Source organism: Rubripirellula tenax (genome assembly GCF_007860125.1).
In the GTDB taxonomy this organism is placed as follows: domain Bacteria; phylum Planctomycetota; class Planctomycetia; order Pirellulales; family Pirellulaceae; genus Rubripirellula; species Rubripirellula tenax.
This window is the reverse complement of record NZ_SJPW01000001.1, coordinates 290,968-307,534: the sequence shown is the minus strand read 5'-3', so window position 1 is coordinate 307,534 and position 16,567 is coordinate 290,968. Positions and strand designations below refer to the sequence as shown.

10 protein-coding genes and 1 pseudogene are annotated in these 16,567 nt (G+C 57.2%); 10 read left to right on the top strand and 1 reads right to left on the bottom strand.

Translation table 11 applies throughout. The features are described 5' to 3' along the window. Positions 1-31: 31 nt before the first annotated feature. The 7 genes and pseudogenes from Poly51_RS01205 (at position 32) to Poly51_RS01175 (ending at position 11,641) form a co-directional block, all read left to right on the top strand. On the top strand, positions 32-451 hold the full coding sequence (locus tag Poly51_RS01205; protein ID WP_146453529.1) for a hypothetical protein: 420 nt from the start codon (positions 32-34) through the stop codon (positions 449-451). 227 nt (positions 452-678) lie between these two features. Further along, the gene (locus Poly51_RS01200; RefSeq protein ID WP_146455057.1) at positions 679-3,189 is read left to right on the top strand and encodes an alpha/beta hydrolase-fold protein; all 2,511 of its coding nucleotides are present in this window, start codon (positions 679-681) and stop codon (positions 3,187-3,189) included. Positions 3,190-3,460: 271 nt separating this feature from the next. Further along, positions 3,461-6,730 (top strand): transcription-repair coupling factor, encoded by a 3,270-nt coding sequence (mfd, locus tag Poly51_RS01195; RefSeq protein ID WP_146453528.1) that lies wholly within the window; start codon positions 3,461-3,463, stop codon positions 6,728-6,730. A gap of 349 nt (positions 6,731-7,079) precedes the next feature. Next, positions 7,080-8,387 carry an efflux RND transporter periplasmic adaptor subunit gene (locus Poly51_RS01190; RefSeq protein ID WP_186775265.1) on the top strand — a complete coding sequence of 436 codons (1,308 nt, stop codon included), beginning with the start codon at positions 7,080-7,082 and terminating at the stop codon, positions 8,385-8,387. Between the two features lie 321 nt (positions 8,388-8,708). Further along, positions 8,709-9,317 (top strand): annotated as a pseudogene (locus tag Poly51_RS01185) (ABC transporter ATP-binding protein); the annotation flags it as partial. Beyond that, positions 9,314-10,477 (top strand): ABC transporter permease, encoded by a 1,164-nt coding sequence (locus tag Poly51_RS01180; protein WP_146453525.1) that lies wholly within the window; start codon positions 9,314-9,316, stop codon positions 10,475-10,477. The pseudogene Poly51_RS01185 and the gene Poly51_RS01180, both read left to right, overlap by 4 nt. Then, positions 10,478-11,641: an ABC transporter permease gene (locus tag Poly51_RS01175; RefSeq protein ID WP_146453524.1), complete on the top strand. Its 1,164-nt coding sequence runs from the start codon at positions 10,478-10,480 to the stop codon at positions 11,639-11,641. Here Poly51_RS01175 and Poly51_RS01170 read toward each other — a convergent pair. Continuing rightward, complete coding sequence (locus Poly51_RS01170) at positions 11,624-12,436, bottom strand: basic secretory protein-like protein (protein WP_146453523.1); 813 nt, start codon at positions 12,434-12,436, stop codon at positions 11,624-11,626. The genes Poly51_RS01175 and Poly51_RS01170 overlap by 18 nt on opposite strands. Here Poly51_RS01170 and nrfH point away from each other — a divergent pair. From nrfH to Poly51_RS01155, 3 genes are all read left to right on the top strand, one after another. Continuing rightward, on the top strand, positions 12,435-12,953 hold the full coding sequence (gene nrfH, locus Poly51_RS01165) for a cytochrome c nitrite reductase small subunit (RefSeq protein ID WP_146453522.1): 519 nt from the start codon (positions 12,435-12,437) through the stop codon (positions 12,951-12,953). The genes Poly51_RS01170 and nrfH overlap by 2 nt on opposite strands. A 55-nt stretch (positions 12,954-13,008) precedes the next feature. Further along, positions 13,009-14,571 carry an ammonia-forming cytochrome c nitrite reductase subunit c552 gene (locus tag Poly51_RS01160; RefSeq protein ID WP_146453521.1) on the top strand — a complete coding sequence of 521 codons (1,563 nt, stop codon included), beginning with the start codon at positions 13,009-13,011 and terminating at the stop codon, positions 14,569-14,571. A 412-nt stretch (positions 14,572-14,983) separates the two neighbouring features. Then, positions 14,984-15,451 (top strand): hypothetical protein, encoded by a 468-nt coding sequence (locus Poly51_RS01155; protein WP_146453520.1) that lies wholly within the window; start codon positions 14,984-14,986, stop codon positions 15,449-15,451. Positions 15,452-16,567 lie beyond the last annotated feature (1,116 nt).

Sequence of the window (16,567 nt, the reverse complement as noted above, 5' to 3'; positions counted from 1 at the left end):
TATTTGTCACCGTCACAACGAAAGCTCAAGCATGTTCCGTCTGATCGTTATCGTCGCTGCCATCGTGTGGGCAACGGAAGCCGCCGACGTGTTGGCTCAACACCACCACGGCAACAACGGCCACCGCCACTCGTCCCAGCGATTTCCAACCCAAGGTTATTCGTCATCGTTCGGAATCACGATCGGCGGTTCCAACGGTTTCGCCAACGACCGATTCGCTCAGCCGGGTTTTGCCGCTCGCGGTTTCGGCGCGCCGGCCGTCGCGTATCCCAGTTACGGATACGGCGGCTATCGAGGTCTGTCGTACCCCGATCCTTACCGCTTCGACGGATTCGGTTACGACCCATACCGCTACGGCAGCTTCCGCGCACCCGATCTGATGCAAGATCCGTATTTCCAGTGGCAACACAAATACGACAGCGCATTCCCCGGCCGACGCAGATCACGCTAGTCCAGCCAACGGGCCACCCGATGTGGACCCGCGACGCCGCTCGCGGGATGTCAGCTTCAAAGCAGCCAACAGAGAGAGCACGGTACGCCCTGCGGCGGCGGGCTGCCGAACAAGGCGGTTGCTTCGTGATGCTTGGGCGACGATGATCTTGGGGTTGATCCTCTCTCCCCATCAGGTCCCGCCCCGTGATCAAATTCTTTAACGCGATCTGCGTCACCCTGTCGTTGATGGCCGTTTCTCATTCATCGGCCCAATCGCTCGAGGGCAAAGTCACCGAGGGTGTCTTTGCGTCCAGCAGCGTGTTCCCGGGCACGACGCGCGAATATGCCGTCTACGTCCCGGCTCAATATGACGCCGCGAAGCCGGCCTCGTTGATGGTCTTCATGGATGGCAAGAACTACATGAAGGCCGGCGGTTCATTCAATGTCCCCGCGGTGTTCGATGAACTGATCGCCGACGGTGCCATGCCGCCAACGGTCGCGGTGTTCGTCAATCCGGGGACCATCAAAGCGACCCAAGCCGGCGCGGCTGATCGCAGCACTCGATCCTTCGAATACGATTCGATGGGCGACCGTTATGCGACGTTCCTGCTGGATGAGTTCCTGCCGGTGGCGCTGAAGGGAATCAATGTTTCCAGCAACCCCGCCGACCGCGCGGTTTGCGGCATCTCGTCTGGTGGGATTTGCGCGTTCACGGCGGCTTGGGAACGACCGGGCCAGTTCGGCAAAGTGATGTCGCACATCGGCAGCTTCACCAACATCCGCGGTGGATGGGCCTATCCGGGACTGATTCGAAAAACCAAAGACAAAGCGAAGCCGATCAAGGTCTACTTGCAAGAAGGCAAAGACGACCTGAACAATCTGTTCGGAAACTGGCCGCTTGCCAATCAAGACATGGCGGCTGCGTTGGCCTTTGCCGGGTATCACCACAAGCTTGTGATGACCGAGGGAGGTCACGGCGGTCAATTCGCCGGACAAGTGTTCTCCGATGCATTGCGTTGGTTGTGGGATAGCGAGTCCCAGTCAGACGTGGCCGTCAACAAAGAAACCAGCCCCGCGTGGCAGCCGCATCCCGACGCGGTTGCTCGAGAGGATGTTGCCAAAGGTGTGGTCACTAAGATGGAGTCCTTCGAGTCCAAAGTCTTTGCCGGAACCGTGCGAGATTGGGCGATCTATGTGCCGGCGCAATACGATGCATCGAAGCCGACCGCCTTGATGGTGTTCCAGGATGGATTGCGGTTCGCTGACGTGAAGCAAAAATGGCGGGTGCCGATCGTCTTTGACAACTTGATCGCATCGGGGCAGATGCCGCCGACGATTGCCGTGTTCGTGAATCCCGGCAACAGCAAAGCCAAGCCGAACAACAAAAAGCCGTCGAACCGAAGTCTAGAATACGACGGATTGGGCGATCGATACTCTCGATTCTTGTTGGAAGAAATCCTGCCGATTGTCGAATCGAAGTACAACATTTCGAAGGACCGCGAGATGCGAGCGATCGGCGGATCCAGCAGTGGCGGCATCTGTGCGTTCACGGCGGCTTGGGAAAATCCGGAATCGTTCGGCAAAGTTTATAGCAGCGTCGGCAGCTTTACGAATCTTCGCGGCGGCAATGTTTATCCGTCGCTGGTGCGAAAGACCGAACCCAAGGCCATTCGCGTCTACATGGCCGATTCCAGCGGCGACGTCGACAATGCGTTTGGTAGTTGGCCGTGGGCAAACCAGTTGATGGCTTCGGCGTTGGGCTACATGGGCTATGACGTTCGCTTCGATTGGGCCGAAGGGTACAAGCATGGGCCGGACTTCGGTGGGCTCAAGTTCCCCGAGGCGATGAAGTGGTTGTGGCGAAATGAAACGCACACGCCCGTCTTGAATACCGATGGTGATCTTCGCGGCGACTTGACCTTGTTGAAGTTGTTGGTCGCCGGCGAGTCGTGGGAAGTCGTTGCCGATGGACTCGGGTTCGCCGATGCGCCGTGTACGGATGCGGATGGCAACTTCTATTTTTGTGACATGAAGGCACCGGCGGTTTATCGAATCGATGTGGCAGATGGGGCTCGCACGGTGATCGCAAAGGAATCGATCAGCGGACTGGAGTTTGGGCCTGACGGGATGCTGTACGGTTGCCAAGGGGCGAAGAAGCGAGTCGTCGCCATCGATCCGAAAACGGGTGAGGTGAAGGAATTGGCCAGCGACCTAGCACCGAATGACCTTGCCGTGACGGCCGATGGCTTAGTGCTGATCACGGAAACGAAGCACCATCGCGTCACACGGATTGACACGCGGACCGGCGAGGTCAGTGTCGTCGATGAAGGCATCACTCGTCCCAACGGTATCGCGTTGTCCAACGACGGCGGTACGCTAGCCGTTTCGGATTCGGGTGGCGAGCACACGTGGACCTTTCGAGTCGGCGCGGGCGGTTCGCTGGACGCGAAAATGCCGATGATGGAAATGCGGTTGCCGATCGACGCGAAGGGAGAGTTCAAGTTCAACGAAGCTCCGCCCTACGTGAAAGCATCACGTGGCGATGGCATGGCCGTGGATAAGGCGGGGCGGTACTACGTGACCAGCGACGTCGGCGTGCAAATCTTCGATCCCACGGGGCGTCAATGCGGCGTATTACCCGAACCCATCGCGGCCAACCCGCTGACAAGCTGCATCTTGGCGGGACAGAATCACCAGTACCTGTACGTTACCAACGGAGACACCGTGTTCCGCCGAAAACTTACCGTCCAAGACTAACGGGCAACCCGATGTGGACCCGCGACTCCGCTCGCGGGACGTAAACTGCAAAGCAGTTTACAAAGCATAAAGTACACCCTGCGAGCGGAGTCGCAGGGCCACGAAGGGTGATCCAAAACGGGCAACCCTACGTGGACCCGCGATTCCGCTCGCGGGACGTAAACTGCAAAGCAGTTTACAAAGCACAAAGCACACCCTGCGAGTGGAGTCGCAGGGCCACACAGGGTACTCCGGGGCCACATCGGCTTGCCAATCCGCTAAGCTTCTCCTGATGGCAACTTCCGCCGCGACGACCGCCCATAAGCTCGCCGACGTGCCCCGTCTGATGGACCAGGCCGCGGGTATCAGCGCGCGCCTATCGAAGCTGACGAGCAAGAAAACGGTCGCGTTCTCCGGCGTCTGGGGAGCCCTTCGTGGAGTCTTCGCGGCCGCCGTTGCGATCGAGCGACCGCATATCCTGATGTTGCTGCCGCAAGCCGCCGACGCCGATATCGTTGCCGGTGATGCGATCGCGTTCGGATTGACCGACGCAGTTCCATTGCCATTGTCTGCCGCGGACGTTTCCGCATCGTCGATCCGCGACGAAGACTACGCCGATCGATTGCAAGTGTTGCAACAGCTTCTGCACCGCAACGAGTCCCCCGAGCGGCCGCTATTGGTGACGGCGTTCATTGGCGGCGCGATGCAGTTGGTGCCGACGCCCGAGAAGCTGCGCGACTCGACGCGGCGAATTAGCGTCGGCGACGAGATCGATCCCGATGAAATCCGCCGCTGGTTGGCCGAAGCCGGTTTCGCGGCGACGACCGCCGTTGCGCTGCCCGGCGAATTTGCAACGCGAGGTGGATTGTTAGACGTTTACTCTGCCGATCAACCGCAACCGATTCGGATCGAGTGGTTTGGCGACGAAATCGAATCGATTCGTCGCTTCGATCCCGGCAGCCAGCGCAGCATCGAGTCGCTTGATCACATCGAGATCGCGGCCGTTGGCGTCAGCGGCAGTGACGAGTCATCTGGCCAAGACGCATTCGGCTCCATCGCCGACTACTTGCCCAAAGATGCGATCGTGATCGTCGTCGATCCGCAAGACACTCGAAAAACCGCCGACGACCTTATCAAGCGGACCAGCGACGACGCCAACTTGATCACCTATGACCAGTTGATGAAGACGTTGTCCGGTCACACCGTGATCACGGCTACATCACTGGCCGAAGGGCCTGCGAAAAATATCGTCGACCTGAACACCAGCAGCGCCGACGCGTTCGCGTCGTCGCTGGACGAAACGTTGGTGAAGATCGACACGGTTGCCGCCGAACACGAAGTCATCCTGGTCGGCGACACTCCCGCCGACGGCGAACGGTTGACCGAGTTATTGCACGATTCGGCCGCGACTCGTGAAGGCCGGTTGCACTTGACGGTTGCCGAGTTGTCGGGCGGGTTCCGATTGGTTGCGGCGAAGGTCTTGGTGTTGACCGGTGCCGAACTGTTTCACCGCAGCCCCGTTCGCCGCGGTCGTTCGCGGTCTCGCGGGAAACCGATCAACAGTTTGATGCAGTTGGAACCGGGCGACCTAGTCGTTCACTTATCCTACGGTATCGGTCTGTATCGCGGACTAACAAACATCAACAAGAACGGCCAGCATCTGGAACACTTGACGATCGAGTTCGACGAGGGCAGCAAGATCTATGTGCCGGCGTCGCGCATCGGATTGATCCAACGTTACGTCGGCGGGACCACGCGACAACCGCGGTTGGCCAAGATCGGCGGCCAAGCATGGAAGTCGCAACGAAAAGCGGCCGAGTCGGCGGTCACCGACATGGCGGAAGAACTGTTGGAAATGCAGGCCCAGCGGACCACCCGGCAAGGCATCTCGTTCGATCTCGACAACGAATGGCAGCGACAGTTCGACGCCAGTTTTCCGTATATGGAAACGCCCGACCAATTGACCGCGATTGACGCGTTGAAGGTCGACATGGAATCGACGCGCCCGATGGACCGGCTGATCTGTGGCGACGTGGGCTATGGAAAGACCGAAGTCGCCATGCGGGCCGCGTTCAAGGCCGTTACCAGCGGGTTTCAGGTCGCGGTACTCGTGCCGACGACGGTGTTGGCCGAACAACATTATCACAACTTTCGCGAGCGGATGGCTGAGTTTCCGGTCGAGATTCGGAAGCTGTCGCGTTTCGCCACCCGCGCCGAACAGAACGAAACGGTCAAGGATTTGAAACGCGGCAAAGTCGACATCGTCGTCGGCACGCACCGATTGGCCAGCAAAGACGTCGACTTCAGCAACTTGGGTCTGGTGGTCGTCGACGAAGAACAACGGTTCGGCGTCGCCGTCAAAGAAAAACTGAAAACGCTGCACAGCAACGTCGATGTGTTGACGCTATCGGCGACTCCGATTCCTCGGACGCTGCACATGGCGTTGGTCGGTGTGCGTGATATAAGCAACTTGGAAACACCGCCGGCCGAACGTCGCTCGATCGAGACCAAAGTGGTCCGCTGGGACGACAACCTAATCCGTACGGCGATCATTCGCGAACTCAATCGAGGCGGACAGATCTTCTTTGTCCACAACCGCATCGGCGACATGCCGCAATTGGTCGAGAAGTTGAAGTCGATCGTTCCCGAAGTGCGGATCGGCATCGGTCACGGACAGATGGGCGAAGGCGAACTCGAACAAGTCATGGTCGACTTCATCGAACACAAGTTCGACATGCTGGTCGCCACGACAATCGTCGAAAGCGGTTTGGATATCCCCAACGCAAACACCATGTTCATCGACGACGGTGACAAATACGGATTGAGCGAACTGCACCAGCTTCGCGGCCGCGTCGGGCGTTACAAGCACCAAGCGTATTGCCATTTGATCGTTGCCAAGCACAAACACCTTTCGCCCGAGTCCTCAAAGCGGTTGCGGGCGATCGAAGAGTTCAGCCAGATGGGTGCGGGCTTCGCGATTTCGATGCGAGATTTGGAGATTCGCGGCGCCGGCAATCTGTTGGGCAGCCAGCAATCCGGGCACATCGCGGCGGTCGGTTACGAGTTGTATTGTTCGCTGTTAGAAGACGCCGTGCGAACGCTGCAAAAGTTGCCGCCAAAATTATCCGCCGACGTCGACATCGATTTGCCTGTCGAAGCCTATTTGCCCGATGATTATGTGCCTGACCTTCGACACAAAATCGATCTTTACCGACGAATCGCGAAGATCAACAACGCGAGCGAAATCGGCGCGGTTCGTGAGGAACTGGAGGATCGGTTCGGCGAACCCCCGCCGTCGGCTATACGAATGTTGGAACTGGCCGAATTGCGGATGGACGCGGCGGCTTGGCAGATCGCGGCGATCACGACGAACGATCGATTCATCGTTTTGCACTACACCAATCGACGTCGCATCGAACAGCTCGAGAAACACACACAGATTCCGATCCGAATCGTCGACAACAAACGGGCCTACATTCCGACCAAGGCGTACAACATGAACGTCGACGCGGTGGGAACGTCTTGGTTGCAGTTGGCAAGGTCAGCGTTGCACCTGGGCTAACAACTTTAGGTTAGGCTTCCAGCCTGACGCGGCATCGCTGCCAAATCGGAAATGCTTAGGAGTTGTTCCGAAACAACTTCGTCATTTCACCCTGCCCGCGCAGCGGGAGGGTCGAGCGTTAGCGAGGGGAGGGGCAGCACTGAATCCTCCCCTCGCTGACGCTCGACCCTTCTTAGAAAGGAGGATGAATTAACGAAGTTGTTTCCGTACAGATCCTCACGTGTCATTGCTTAAGTACCAAAGTGTAGCGGGATTCAAGATCGCGCCGAAAAGCACGATGGGCAAACGAAGCATCGACTATGATGGTAGTCTTCGATCGCTTCAGGTGTTTTTGGTTTATAGCGTGCTCATGACTGTCAAAGATCCTCCGCCCGCAAACGTACGATTGGCGACCGCTAAGCCCGATGCCCTTGCGTCGCTGAGAATCGAGCGTGATGCGCCGCGAAAACGTCGACGCTGGCCGATGTTTTTGTTGCTGTTGTTGGCAATCGGTGCAGCGGCCGGCTACGTGATGTCCAAGCGTCCGTTGCCGTTCGGCGACAAGTTGGGGCGATCGACTTGGATGCCCGACATCATGCAGAACCGTGTCGACGTCGGCTTGGCGTCGATCGAAGTTCAAAAGGGCCGATCCGCGGATGCCGTTGTCGTGGCAACCGGCTATTTACGATCACACCGGCAAGCCGGCATTGGCGCGAGAACACCCGGTCGCATCAACGTGATCACGTTCGAAGAGGGCGACGAAGTCAAGAAGGGTGACGTGCTGGCCGAACTCGATCACAAGGACTTGGACGCATCGCTGGCGGCGTCCGCGGCATCGGTTGCCAAGGCCGAAGCGGTACTGGCCGAACAAGTGATCCTGATCCGACAAGCCGAAGCGGACAAGATACGTGCGGTCAAACTGCGGCAGGGGCGCAGCATCTCTGAGTCGGAGTACGATCAGTCTCGGTTTACGCACGAGTCGGCCGTCGCTCGACTGGACTCACTGCGAGCCGACGTGGACTTGATGAAGGCGCAAATGCGTCAAAGCGAACAGTTGCTCGAAAACATGTTCATCCGCGCCCCCTTCGATGGCACGGTGATTTCCAAGGACGCCGAAGAAGGCGAATCGATCTTGCCGGGCGGTACCGGCGGAAACTCGGGGCGCGGCAGCGTTGCGACGATCGCCGATTTGGATCACTTGGAAATCGAATGCGACGTTCAAGAAGGTTTCATCTCGCGGGTGCGTCCCGATCAACAAGTCGACATTGCCGTCGACGCGGTCCCCGACAAAAAGTATCACGGCATCGTTGCCAAGATCATTCCGATGGGTGACCGAGCTCGCGCGACGATCAAAGTTCGTGTCAGCATCGTTGACGCCGATTCGCTTCTGTTTCCTGAAATGAGCGGCACCGTCTTCTTCTTACCCGAACGCGGCGAAGTCGTCGTCAGCGAAGAGCCGCGAATGTTTTGCGAATCAAAGTCGGTGGATCAGCGGGGCGATACGGAAGCGTACGTCTGGATTGTGGACGAAGACGATCGGGCTCAGCAAATTGCGGTCGAAGCCGGGGAAACGCGAGACGATCGCACCGAAATCCTTGCCGGACTGTCTGGACGCGAGCGGATCATCGTCGACCCGTCGGATCTGGAACCCGGGATGCCCGTGCGAGTCGTCGACTAGCAGCCTGTTGAAAAAGGGGGCTGACCCTTTGGAGACGTTGCTGAAATATTGTGAATTCGAAACGTCGGAGAGGGTCAGACCCCTTTTTCAACAGGCTGCAAGGCGGCTGGCCACGGTTGACTTGAAGCGGCTTCGTCGATCCCATGATGTGCATGCGAGTCGGCGAATCCGATACCACTTTTTTGAACTGTCTATTCGATCATGAATGCATCCGAGACGCCCCAGCAGCCCACCGTCCTGGTCCAAGACGTTTGCAAACAGTATCGCCGCGGCGATTTGGTGATCCCCGTGTTGCAGGACATGAACCTGCAATTGGAAGCGGGCGACTACACGGCTTTGATGGGGCCATCGGGCAGCGGGAAGTCGACACTGTTGAATCTAATTGCAGGGCTCGACCAACCGACCTCGGGACACATCTACGTTTGTGGTGAAGACCTTGCCGCGGCTTCTCAATCGGCGCTCGCGAAATGGCGGTCGCGTCACGTCGGTTTCATCTTCCAAATGTACAATCTGATTCCCGTGTTGACGGCGTACGAGAACGTCGAGTTGCCGTTGACGCTGACGCCGCTGAATCGAAAACAACGGCGGGCCCAGGTTGAAACGGCGCTCGAGATCGTGGGGCTATCGGATCGCAAAGACCACTACCCGACTCAGTTGTCTGGGGGTCAAGAACAGCGAGTCTCCATCGCACGTGCGATCGCGACCGATCCGACCCTGATCGTGGCCGACGAACCGACCGGTGACTTGGACGCCAAATCGGGGGCCGAAATTTTGGAACTGATGCGGCGACTGAATGAAGAATTCGGAAAGACGATCGTCATGGTGACTCACGACCCGCGAGCCGCCGCGTGTGCGAAACGGACGTTGCAGCTATTGGATGGACGTTTGGTCGGCGACAGCCAAGTGGATTCTAAGGAGACCGTTGTATGAAGTTGCTCGTCTATATCTGGCGGAACGTCACGCGGAACAAGCTGCGTTCGAGTCTAACCGTACTATCGATCGGGTTTTCGTTAGCCCTGATGACGATGTTGTACGGTTATTTGACCATGCAAACCGTGGCGGCCGAGCAGTCGGAAAAATACGACCGAGTCGTCGTGCTGAACAAGTTGGGTTTCGCCGCGCCGCTTCCGATCGCTCACGTGGGCAAAGTCAAGGCTCTCGATTCCGTCGAAACCGCAATGCCGTTCGCGTGGTTTGGTGGCAACTACCTGAACAAGCAAGCCCTCTTTGCCCAGTTCGCCGTCGACCCGCAGGTGGCGTTCGACATCTACAAGGAATTCGAACTTCCGACGGACCAATTGACGGCGTTTAAGTCGAATCGCCAAGCCGCCGTCTGTAGCAAGGCGCTTGCGGAGCAGATGAATTGGAAGGTTGGCGATCGCATCCCATTGCAAGGAACGATCTATCAGGTCGATCTGGACTTACAGTTGGTCGGCACCTACGACTCGCCTCGCAATTCGGGATCGATCTGGTTCGACTGGAAATACCTTGACGAAGAGTCCAGCAAGAGCGAGGCGGCGTTCGGCCCAGGTGCCGGATCGATTTACGTGAAATGCAAAGACGACAAGGACGTCGAACAGGTGTGCGACGAAATCGATACGATGTTTGCCAATAGCGACAGTTCGACTCGCACACGCACCGAAGCCGCGTTTGCTCGAATGTTCGCCGACATGCTCGGCGACGTACAAACTTACATCCGCTATATCTCGTTGGCGGTCGTCTTCGCGCTGGCACTGGTTGCCGCCACCGCCATGGCGATGTCCATGCGTGAGCGAACAACCGAGATAGCTGTCTTGAAGGCGATCGGATTTTCTAAGCAACGTGTGTTGGCTTTGGTCTTGGGCGAATCGACGTTGATCGCGATGCTCGGGGGGATCTTGGGCATTGCCGGCGGTCTCGGGATGCTGCACATGTTCTCGAAAGTCCCCATTGCCTCACAGTTTTTTCCGATTCCCATTTCGTCCATGTTCGGAACGTGGTTGGTCGGTTTGGCCTTGGTCGCCGCGGCGATCGGGTTTATCAGCGGCGTCGTTCCCGCGGTGATGGCCGCTCAATTGTCCGTGGTCAATGGTCTTCGCCGAGTCGTATAAATGATCCCACTGAAATACAACATTCGTTCGCTGCGCGTTCGCTGGGCGACGACGCTGTTGACGTGCGGCGCGATTGGCGTCGTCGTGTTCGCGTCGGTGCTGACCTTTGGCATGATCGATGGCATCGAGCATGCCTTGGGTTCGTCGGGCGATCCCGACGACTTGATCGTGATGCGGCAGGGATCCGACGATGAAATGTCCAGCACGGTGGCGCCGAATGTGGCACGCGAGTTGGCGAATCTGCCGGGAATCGCTTCCACAGCCGACGGGGTGCCGATGGCGTCACGCGAATTCATCACGATTCTGATGAAACCCCGTCGGGTCGGCGGTGGCACGGCAAACGTGATCGTCCGAGGTTTGGACGAAGTCGGACGACAACTGCGACCGAATTTCAAAATCGTCGAGGGCCGAGACATCCAACCGGGCGTGAACGAACTGATCACCAGTCGAAGCATCGCCGATCGCTTTGAAACGCTTGGGCTGGGCGAGACGTTTGACGTCAACAACGTCAAGTTCACGGTCGTCGGACTGTTCGAAGCCGACGGCAGTTCCGCCGAATCTGAAGTTTGGACCGATTTGCGCGACCTGACGTCGGCCCAGCGATTCGACGGTGCTGTATCGGTGGTCAACATGCGAGTCCCCGATGAAGCCGCGCGTCGAGATATCGTCGAACGCGTTCGCAACGACGAGCAATTCAAAATGAAAGTCGTCAGCGAAATGGACTACTTCGAAGGCCAAAAATCTTCATCGATCGCATTGAAGGTCGTTGCCTACATGATCGCCGGATTCTTGACGATCGGCGCAATGTTCGCTGCATCCAATACGATGTATTCGGCGGTCGCAAGCCGCGGTCGCGAGATCGGAACGCTTCGCGCGGTGGGGTTCCCAAGGAGAGCGATTCTGTCATCGTTCCTGTTGGAATCGCTGGTGCTGTGTCTGGTGGGTGGAGCGCTTGGATGCTTGGCGACGATTCCGCTTAACGGGATCACCGGCGGGACCCAGAACGCGGCCACGTTCAGCGAGATCACCTTCTCGTTTCGATTCGGCCCCAAAGTGCTGGCCCAGGGAATGGCACTCGCGCTGGCGATGGGATTGATCGGCGGAATCTTGCCGGCCTTTCGAGCCGTGCGTTTGCAGATCGTCGAATCACTTCGATCGCGGTGATCCATCGCTCTGGCATTCGGCCCACAATTCATCGACCGTTTTTCCGAACCACTGTTGCCATAGACCGGGGTGATACCGTCCTTGTCGAAGCGCCTCGTTCAATCGCGGCATCGATTCGGAACCGTGTTCTGCAATGACATGGTCGACCAGAATCGCTGAGGCAAAGTAGCCGTCGGTGTATTTGGCATTCTTCGGATCAAGCTTCCGACGTCGGTCGGTTGGCTCGTATTGAAACCATCGAATCTGGTCCGCGATTCCTTCGACCAACCAACGCGGTCGCTCGGCCGCAGGAGTCGCCGGTGCGATCCGAGGCGCGGCATACTGTTGCACGACGTGAACCAATTCGTGAACGATTGAACCGATACCCTCGCCATCCTTGTTCGCTTCGTACCAATCACCAGCACAGAAAATGTCTTTGCCCGCTGTGTAGGCGACGCCACGCATCTTTCGCCGAAACGTGATTGAAAATTCGGTCGGCGGTTCGAAATTGTCGCTGCCAAGCGTCGCCACAATCCGTGGATACCAAGTTTTGCAGACGGGCATCAAGTCATCGACCACCCATTGGCGAAGACTGGGTACCTCGGTGGTGTCAAACTTGATCGAGTATTGGTCGCCGATGCGAAGGGTGTCCACACCGCCAAGTTTCGGGTCCTCAACCGCCGGTGATCCGATCTTCCATTCCAAAATTCCGCCAGAAACGTCGGGGCTCGATTGGACTTCGATTCGAATCGCCTTGGTCGTTACCGGATCGAACGCACGCTTGTCCCATCGATTCTTTTTGCAGGAAGCATTCATGCCGGAACCTAAACCGCAATCTGTTACGACGGAAGACGGTGCCAAAACGAGCGAGCAACGTTCCCTTCACAAAGGTTGGGGAGCGTGGATTTTCGCTGTTTTTGTTGGAATGCTAGTCGGTGTGGGAACATTCACATTCGGATACGGCAAAGGCGCCAGCTATCTGAGCAACAATCCCGCTACATGCGTTAACTGCCACGTCATGCAGGGCCACATGGATTCGTGGCAGCAGAGTAGCCATCACAATGTTGCCGTCTGCAACGGTTGTCACTTGCCACATGATTTCGTCGGCAAGTGGGTCACGAAAGCTGACAACGGATTTTTCCATTCGCTGGCGTTCACAACAGGCGGATTCAAAGATCCGATCCAAATCAAGCCACGTAACAAACGGGTGACACAGAACGCCTGCATCCACTGTCACAAAGACTTTGTTCATCCATTGTTGCCCGCCGTCGATGGCCAGGACACACATTCGTGCGTGCATTGCCATGCCCGCGTCGGTCACGCCGGACGCTGAACCGTCATTCCCTCACAAATTCCCTTTGAACGATGCCCGATTGGTGCGATGCTAGATGAGTACGAAAAACAAACGCGGTTTCGGATTGCTGGCGGTGCTTACCGGATTGGTCGCGTTGGCGACGATCGGTGTCGCAGCCCTATTGGTCAACATCTTCGAGCGAAAGCAAGAGGCGCGGGCGCCTTTCGTGCGAGTCGTCGAAGTCAACGAAGTCAGTACCGACCCTAAGCCGTGGGGATTGAATTTTCCCCAGCAGTTCGAGGATTATCAAAAGACAGTCAACGACGAATACACTGACTACGGTGGCAATCACGCGTTGCCACCAAGCAAGTTGGAAGAGCATCCGTGGCTGAAGCGGCTGTTCGCCGGATACGCGTTCAGCATCGACTATCGCGAGGCCCGTGGTCATGCGTACATGTTGTCGGACCAGGAGGTGACCAAACGCGTCACCGATGTCCAGCAATCGGGCGCGTGCCTGCATTGCCACGCATCCATCATTCCCACCTACCGACGCATCGGTATGGAACAGTTGGGACAAGAACCCACCGAAGCTGCCTTGGGCGAATCCTTCAACCAGGAAGCTGTCATGGCAGGATTCAAGGCCGTCAGCCAGCGGACCTATGAAGAAGTGCATGCCGAACTGGAAAAGACGCCCGACGGAATCGTCAATGCAAACGAGGGCGACCCGCACTTAGGTGACGCACACCCGGTATCGTGCATCGATTGTCACGATCCGGAAACAATGTCGATCCGTGTGACTCGCCCCGGATTCATTCTTGGTATCGCCAAGCTGGCCAAGAGCGACGATCCGGTGCCCCATTTGCCCAGCATCCAAAAATGGCGAGACGATGGATCGAAAGGCGAATACGACCCCAACGTCCACGCGACGCGGCAAGAATTGCGGTCGTTCGTCTGTGGACAGTGTCACGTCGAGTATTACTGTGCCAACAAAATGACGCTAACGTTCCCGTGGAGTAACGGGCTGCGGATGGAAGACCTGGAAAAGGAATGGAACGAAACCGAGTTTCCCAAGGACGCCAAAGGCGAAGGCGGCGGCGAGTTCTTTGACTATGTCCACAAAGAAACAGGGACAAAGGTCTACAAGGCCCAGCATCCCGAATTCGAACTGTGGAGCCAAGGCATTCACGCTCGTTCCGGCGTCAGTTGCAGCGATTGTCACATGCCTTTCGAAAAAGTCGGTGCGACCAAGGTCAGCAGCCACTGGGTTCGCAGCCCGATGCAGAACATCAACAAGGCGTGCCAGACGTGTCACCATATCCCGGAACAAGAGATCAAGGACCGTGTCGACTTGATCCAGAACCGAACGCGTTCATTGATCGATCGCGCGGCTGCCGGCGTGACCGAAATGTTCGACGCCATCATCGCAGCGCAAGCGGCCGGTGCTTCCGAAGAACAGCTAAAACCGATTCGTGATCTACAGCGGAAAGCCATGTGGCGACTCGACTACATCGCCAGCGAAAACAGCAAGGGCTTCCACGCCAGCCAGGAAGCGGCTCGCATCTTGGCCGAATCCGTCGACTACGCACGGCAAGCCATCGCGATGTGTTACAAGCTGGACGGTGCCTCGAAATCAACGCCCGCAGTAGCAGCGAAGTAGTCAAATTCTTGAATTGGGTCACCCAACGCGGCCCTGCGACTCCGCTCGCAGGGTGTACTTTGCTTTCTGCATGAACTGCTTTGCAGTTCACATCCCGCGAGCGGAGTCGCGGGTCCACGTAGGGTGGCCCGATATTGTTCTGTAGTTCTGTGCGCGCACGAAAAAACCCGCTCTGGCAGGCGACGCGCCAGAGCGGGTTCTTCGTTGATGTTTGGTGATGAAGTCTCGACCGAAGTCGATGTTTTCTGTTGAGTTGTTTGGAGAGTCATTTTGACAGAGTGATGAACACCTGGAAACTGATGATGCACCATAGCGGCGAACCATGCCGTGCACCGGAGCGGCGTCATCGCGTTTCCCGGTGGCTCACTTTACTCTCGCCGCCCGGTGACGGCGGACGTTACCCGACCGAAGCATGACACCAGCACTTAACGCATTCCTGGAACGCTTTGCGGAACTTGGCGGTGACACTAGTCGTTGGTTGCAAGCCGGGTCGCGGTATCCAACACTAATCCTTCCCGCTCGACACAACGATGTTGGGCCACTTTCCATCGACGACAACGGCGACGAACTGACTCTGGAACTTGGCACTAAGCACCACACACATTTCTCTGGCTACAGCTACGACGGCGATTCGGACGATTTGCGGCTTCTTGCTGCGGCTCACGACGTTGCTCGCTTTGTGATGGATGTGATTGCCGATCGGGTTTGCTTTACCACTGACTATCTCAATGATCGGTGCATTGGTTCGTCGCACTTCTACCTTGACGCCGAAAACACGACGGCGGATACTGTCCGCGACACGTTGATAGGACTTCGCGGCGGCAACATACGAACGGATCGCTTCCTATGGTCGTCTCCGCTGCAACAAAACGACGGGTAACCATCCCGTGCACCGGAGCCGGGCTTGCGGGGTTTCACGAATGGTCAATCAACTTTCCCGGCCCGGTGACGGGCAACGTTATCGGACTGACTCCTCAGATGTTCCGCGTGTTTGCTTGCACAAACGATTGCTGCAACGCTTGGTTTTAGGCGCGTCTTTCGGCTCTTGCGTTAGTTGCTCGCCGATTCAAACGCCTTAATCCTCCGTTGGCGATTGCCACAACCCACGCCGCTCGCAATCCTTGATGTTGCTCGCTGTTGTCGTTTGCTGATCCAACGACAACGTTTTCGATCTTTCGTATACCGTCTGCTGGGACCGTTGGATGCAATGCCCGTTTACTTGCTGACCCGGTCAACGCCCGATTGCTTGCCGCGTGAACCATCGCCCACTAAACTGTGGCGGCGCGTTATCCACTGCCCAGCGCTCGACCAACGCCCGTTCATAAATGCCGATAACCAACACATGCACCGGAGTGGCGGTGGTCACGTTTCTTTGGAATCACGTCAATCGCCGCCTCCCGGTGATGTGAGACGTTCGCCGACAAAAGAATCTCTACCGAAATGGCTAAGGCAACCGTTCGACAGCTCGGCACCCGTGATCTCTTTGCGTTGATTTTGATTGTTGCACTTCATTTTGCCTTCGCCAAGTTTTTCGTATCCATCCGAGAATTCGGATTGACCATTGTCGCGCTAGCGTTACCACTTCCGCTGACGGCATTGTTGCAGCGCAGGTTTCAGATGACTTGGGTTGCTGCATCTATGATGCACTACCCATTGTCGCTCGCATGGGCATTCTGCTTCGGCGTTACATATTCGATGTATTACAACCGTCTGACTCACGACTGGTACGAACGCGACAGCGTGGGATTGACGGAACCGATTCGTTTCGGTGTGTTCTCAGTCGAAGTTATGGCCGTAATTGGAATCGCAACAACCGCGCTGTATGCTTGGTCTTCGCATCACATCTGCATTAGGTCGGCGAGATCGACACATGCCGACCTCTCCGAACAATGATTCGGCGAACCATCCCGTGCACCGGAGCCGGGCTTGCGAGCGTTTTGGCAATGGTTGACTTTTCTTTCCCGGCCCGGTGACGGGTAACGTTACCCGACAGAAC

Coding starts and splice junctions, on each gene's coding strand:
- Poly51_RS01200 (WP_146455057.1), top strand. CDS start 679: ATGGCCGTTTCTCATTCATCGGCCCAATCGCTCGAGGGCAAAGTCACC.
- Poly51_RS01205 (WP_146453529.1), top strand. CDS start 32: ATGTTCCGTCTGATCGTTATCGTCGCTGCCATCGTGTGGGCAACGGAA.
- Poly51_RS01175 (WP_146453524.1), top strand. CDS start 10,478: ATGATCCCACTGAAATACAACATTCGTTCGCTGCGCGTTCGCTGGGCG.
- Poly51_RS01170 (WP_146453523.1), bottom strand. CDS start 12,436: ATGAATGCTTCCTGCAAAAAGAATCGATGGGACAAGCGTGCGTTCGAT.
- mfd (WP_146453528.1), top strand. CDS start 3,461: ATGGCAACTTCCGCCGCGACGACCGCCCATAAGCTCGCCGACGTGCCC.
- Poly51_RS01190 (WP_186775265.1), top strand. CDS start 7,080: ATGACTGTCAAAGATCCTCCGCCCGCAAACGTACGATTGGCGACCGCT.
- nrfH (WP_146453522.1), top strand. CDS start 12,435: ATGCCGGAACCTAAACCGCAATCTGTTACGACGGAAGACGGTGCCAAA.
- Poly51_RS01160 (WP_146453521.1), top strand. CDS start 13,009: ATGAGTACGAAAAACAAACGCGGTTTCGGATTGCTGGCGGTGCTTACC.
- Poly51_RS01155 (WP_146453520.1), top strand. CDS start 14,984: ATGACACCAGCACTTAACGCATTCCTGGAACGCTTTGCGGAACTTGGC.
- Poly51_RS01180 (WP_146453525.1), top strand. CDS start 9,314: ATGAAGTTGCTCGTCTATATCTGGCGGAACGTCACGCGGAACAAGCTG.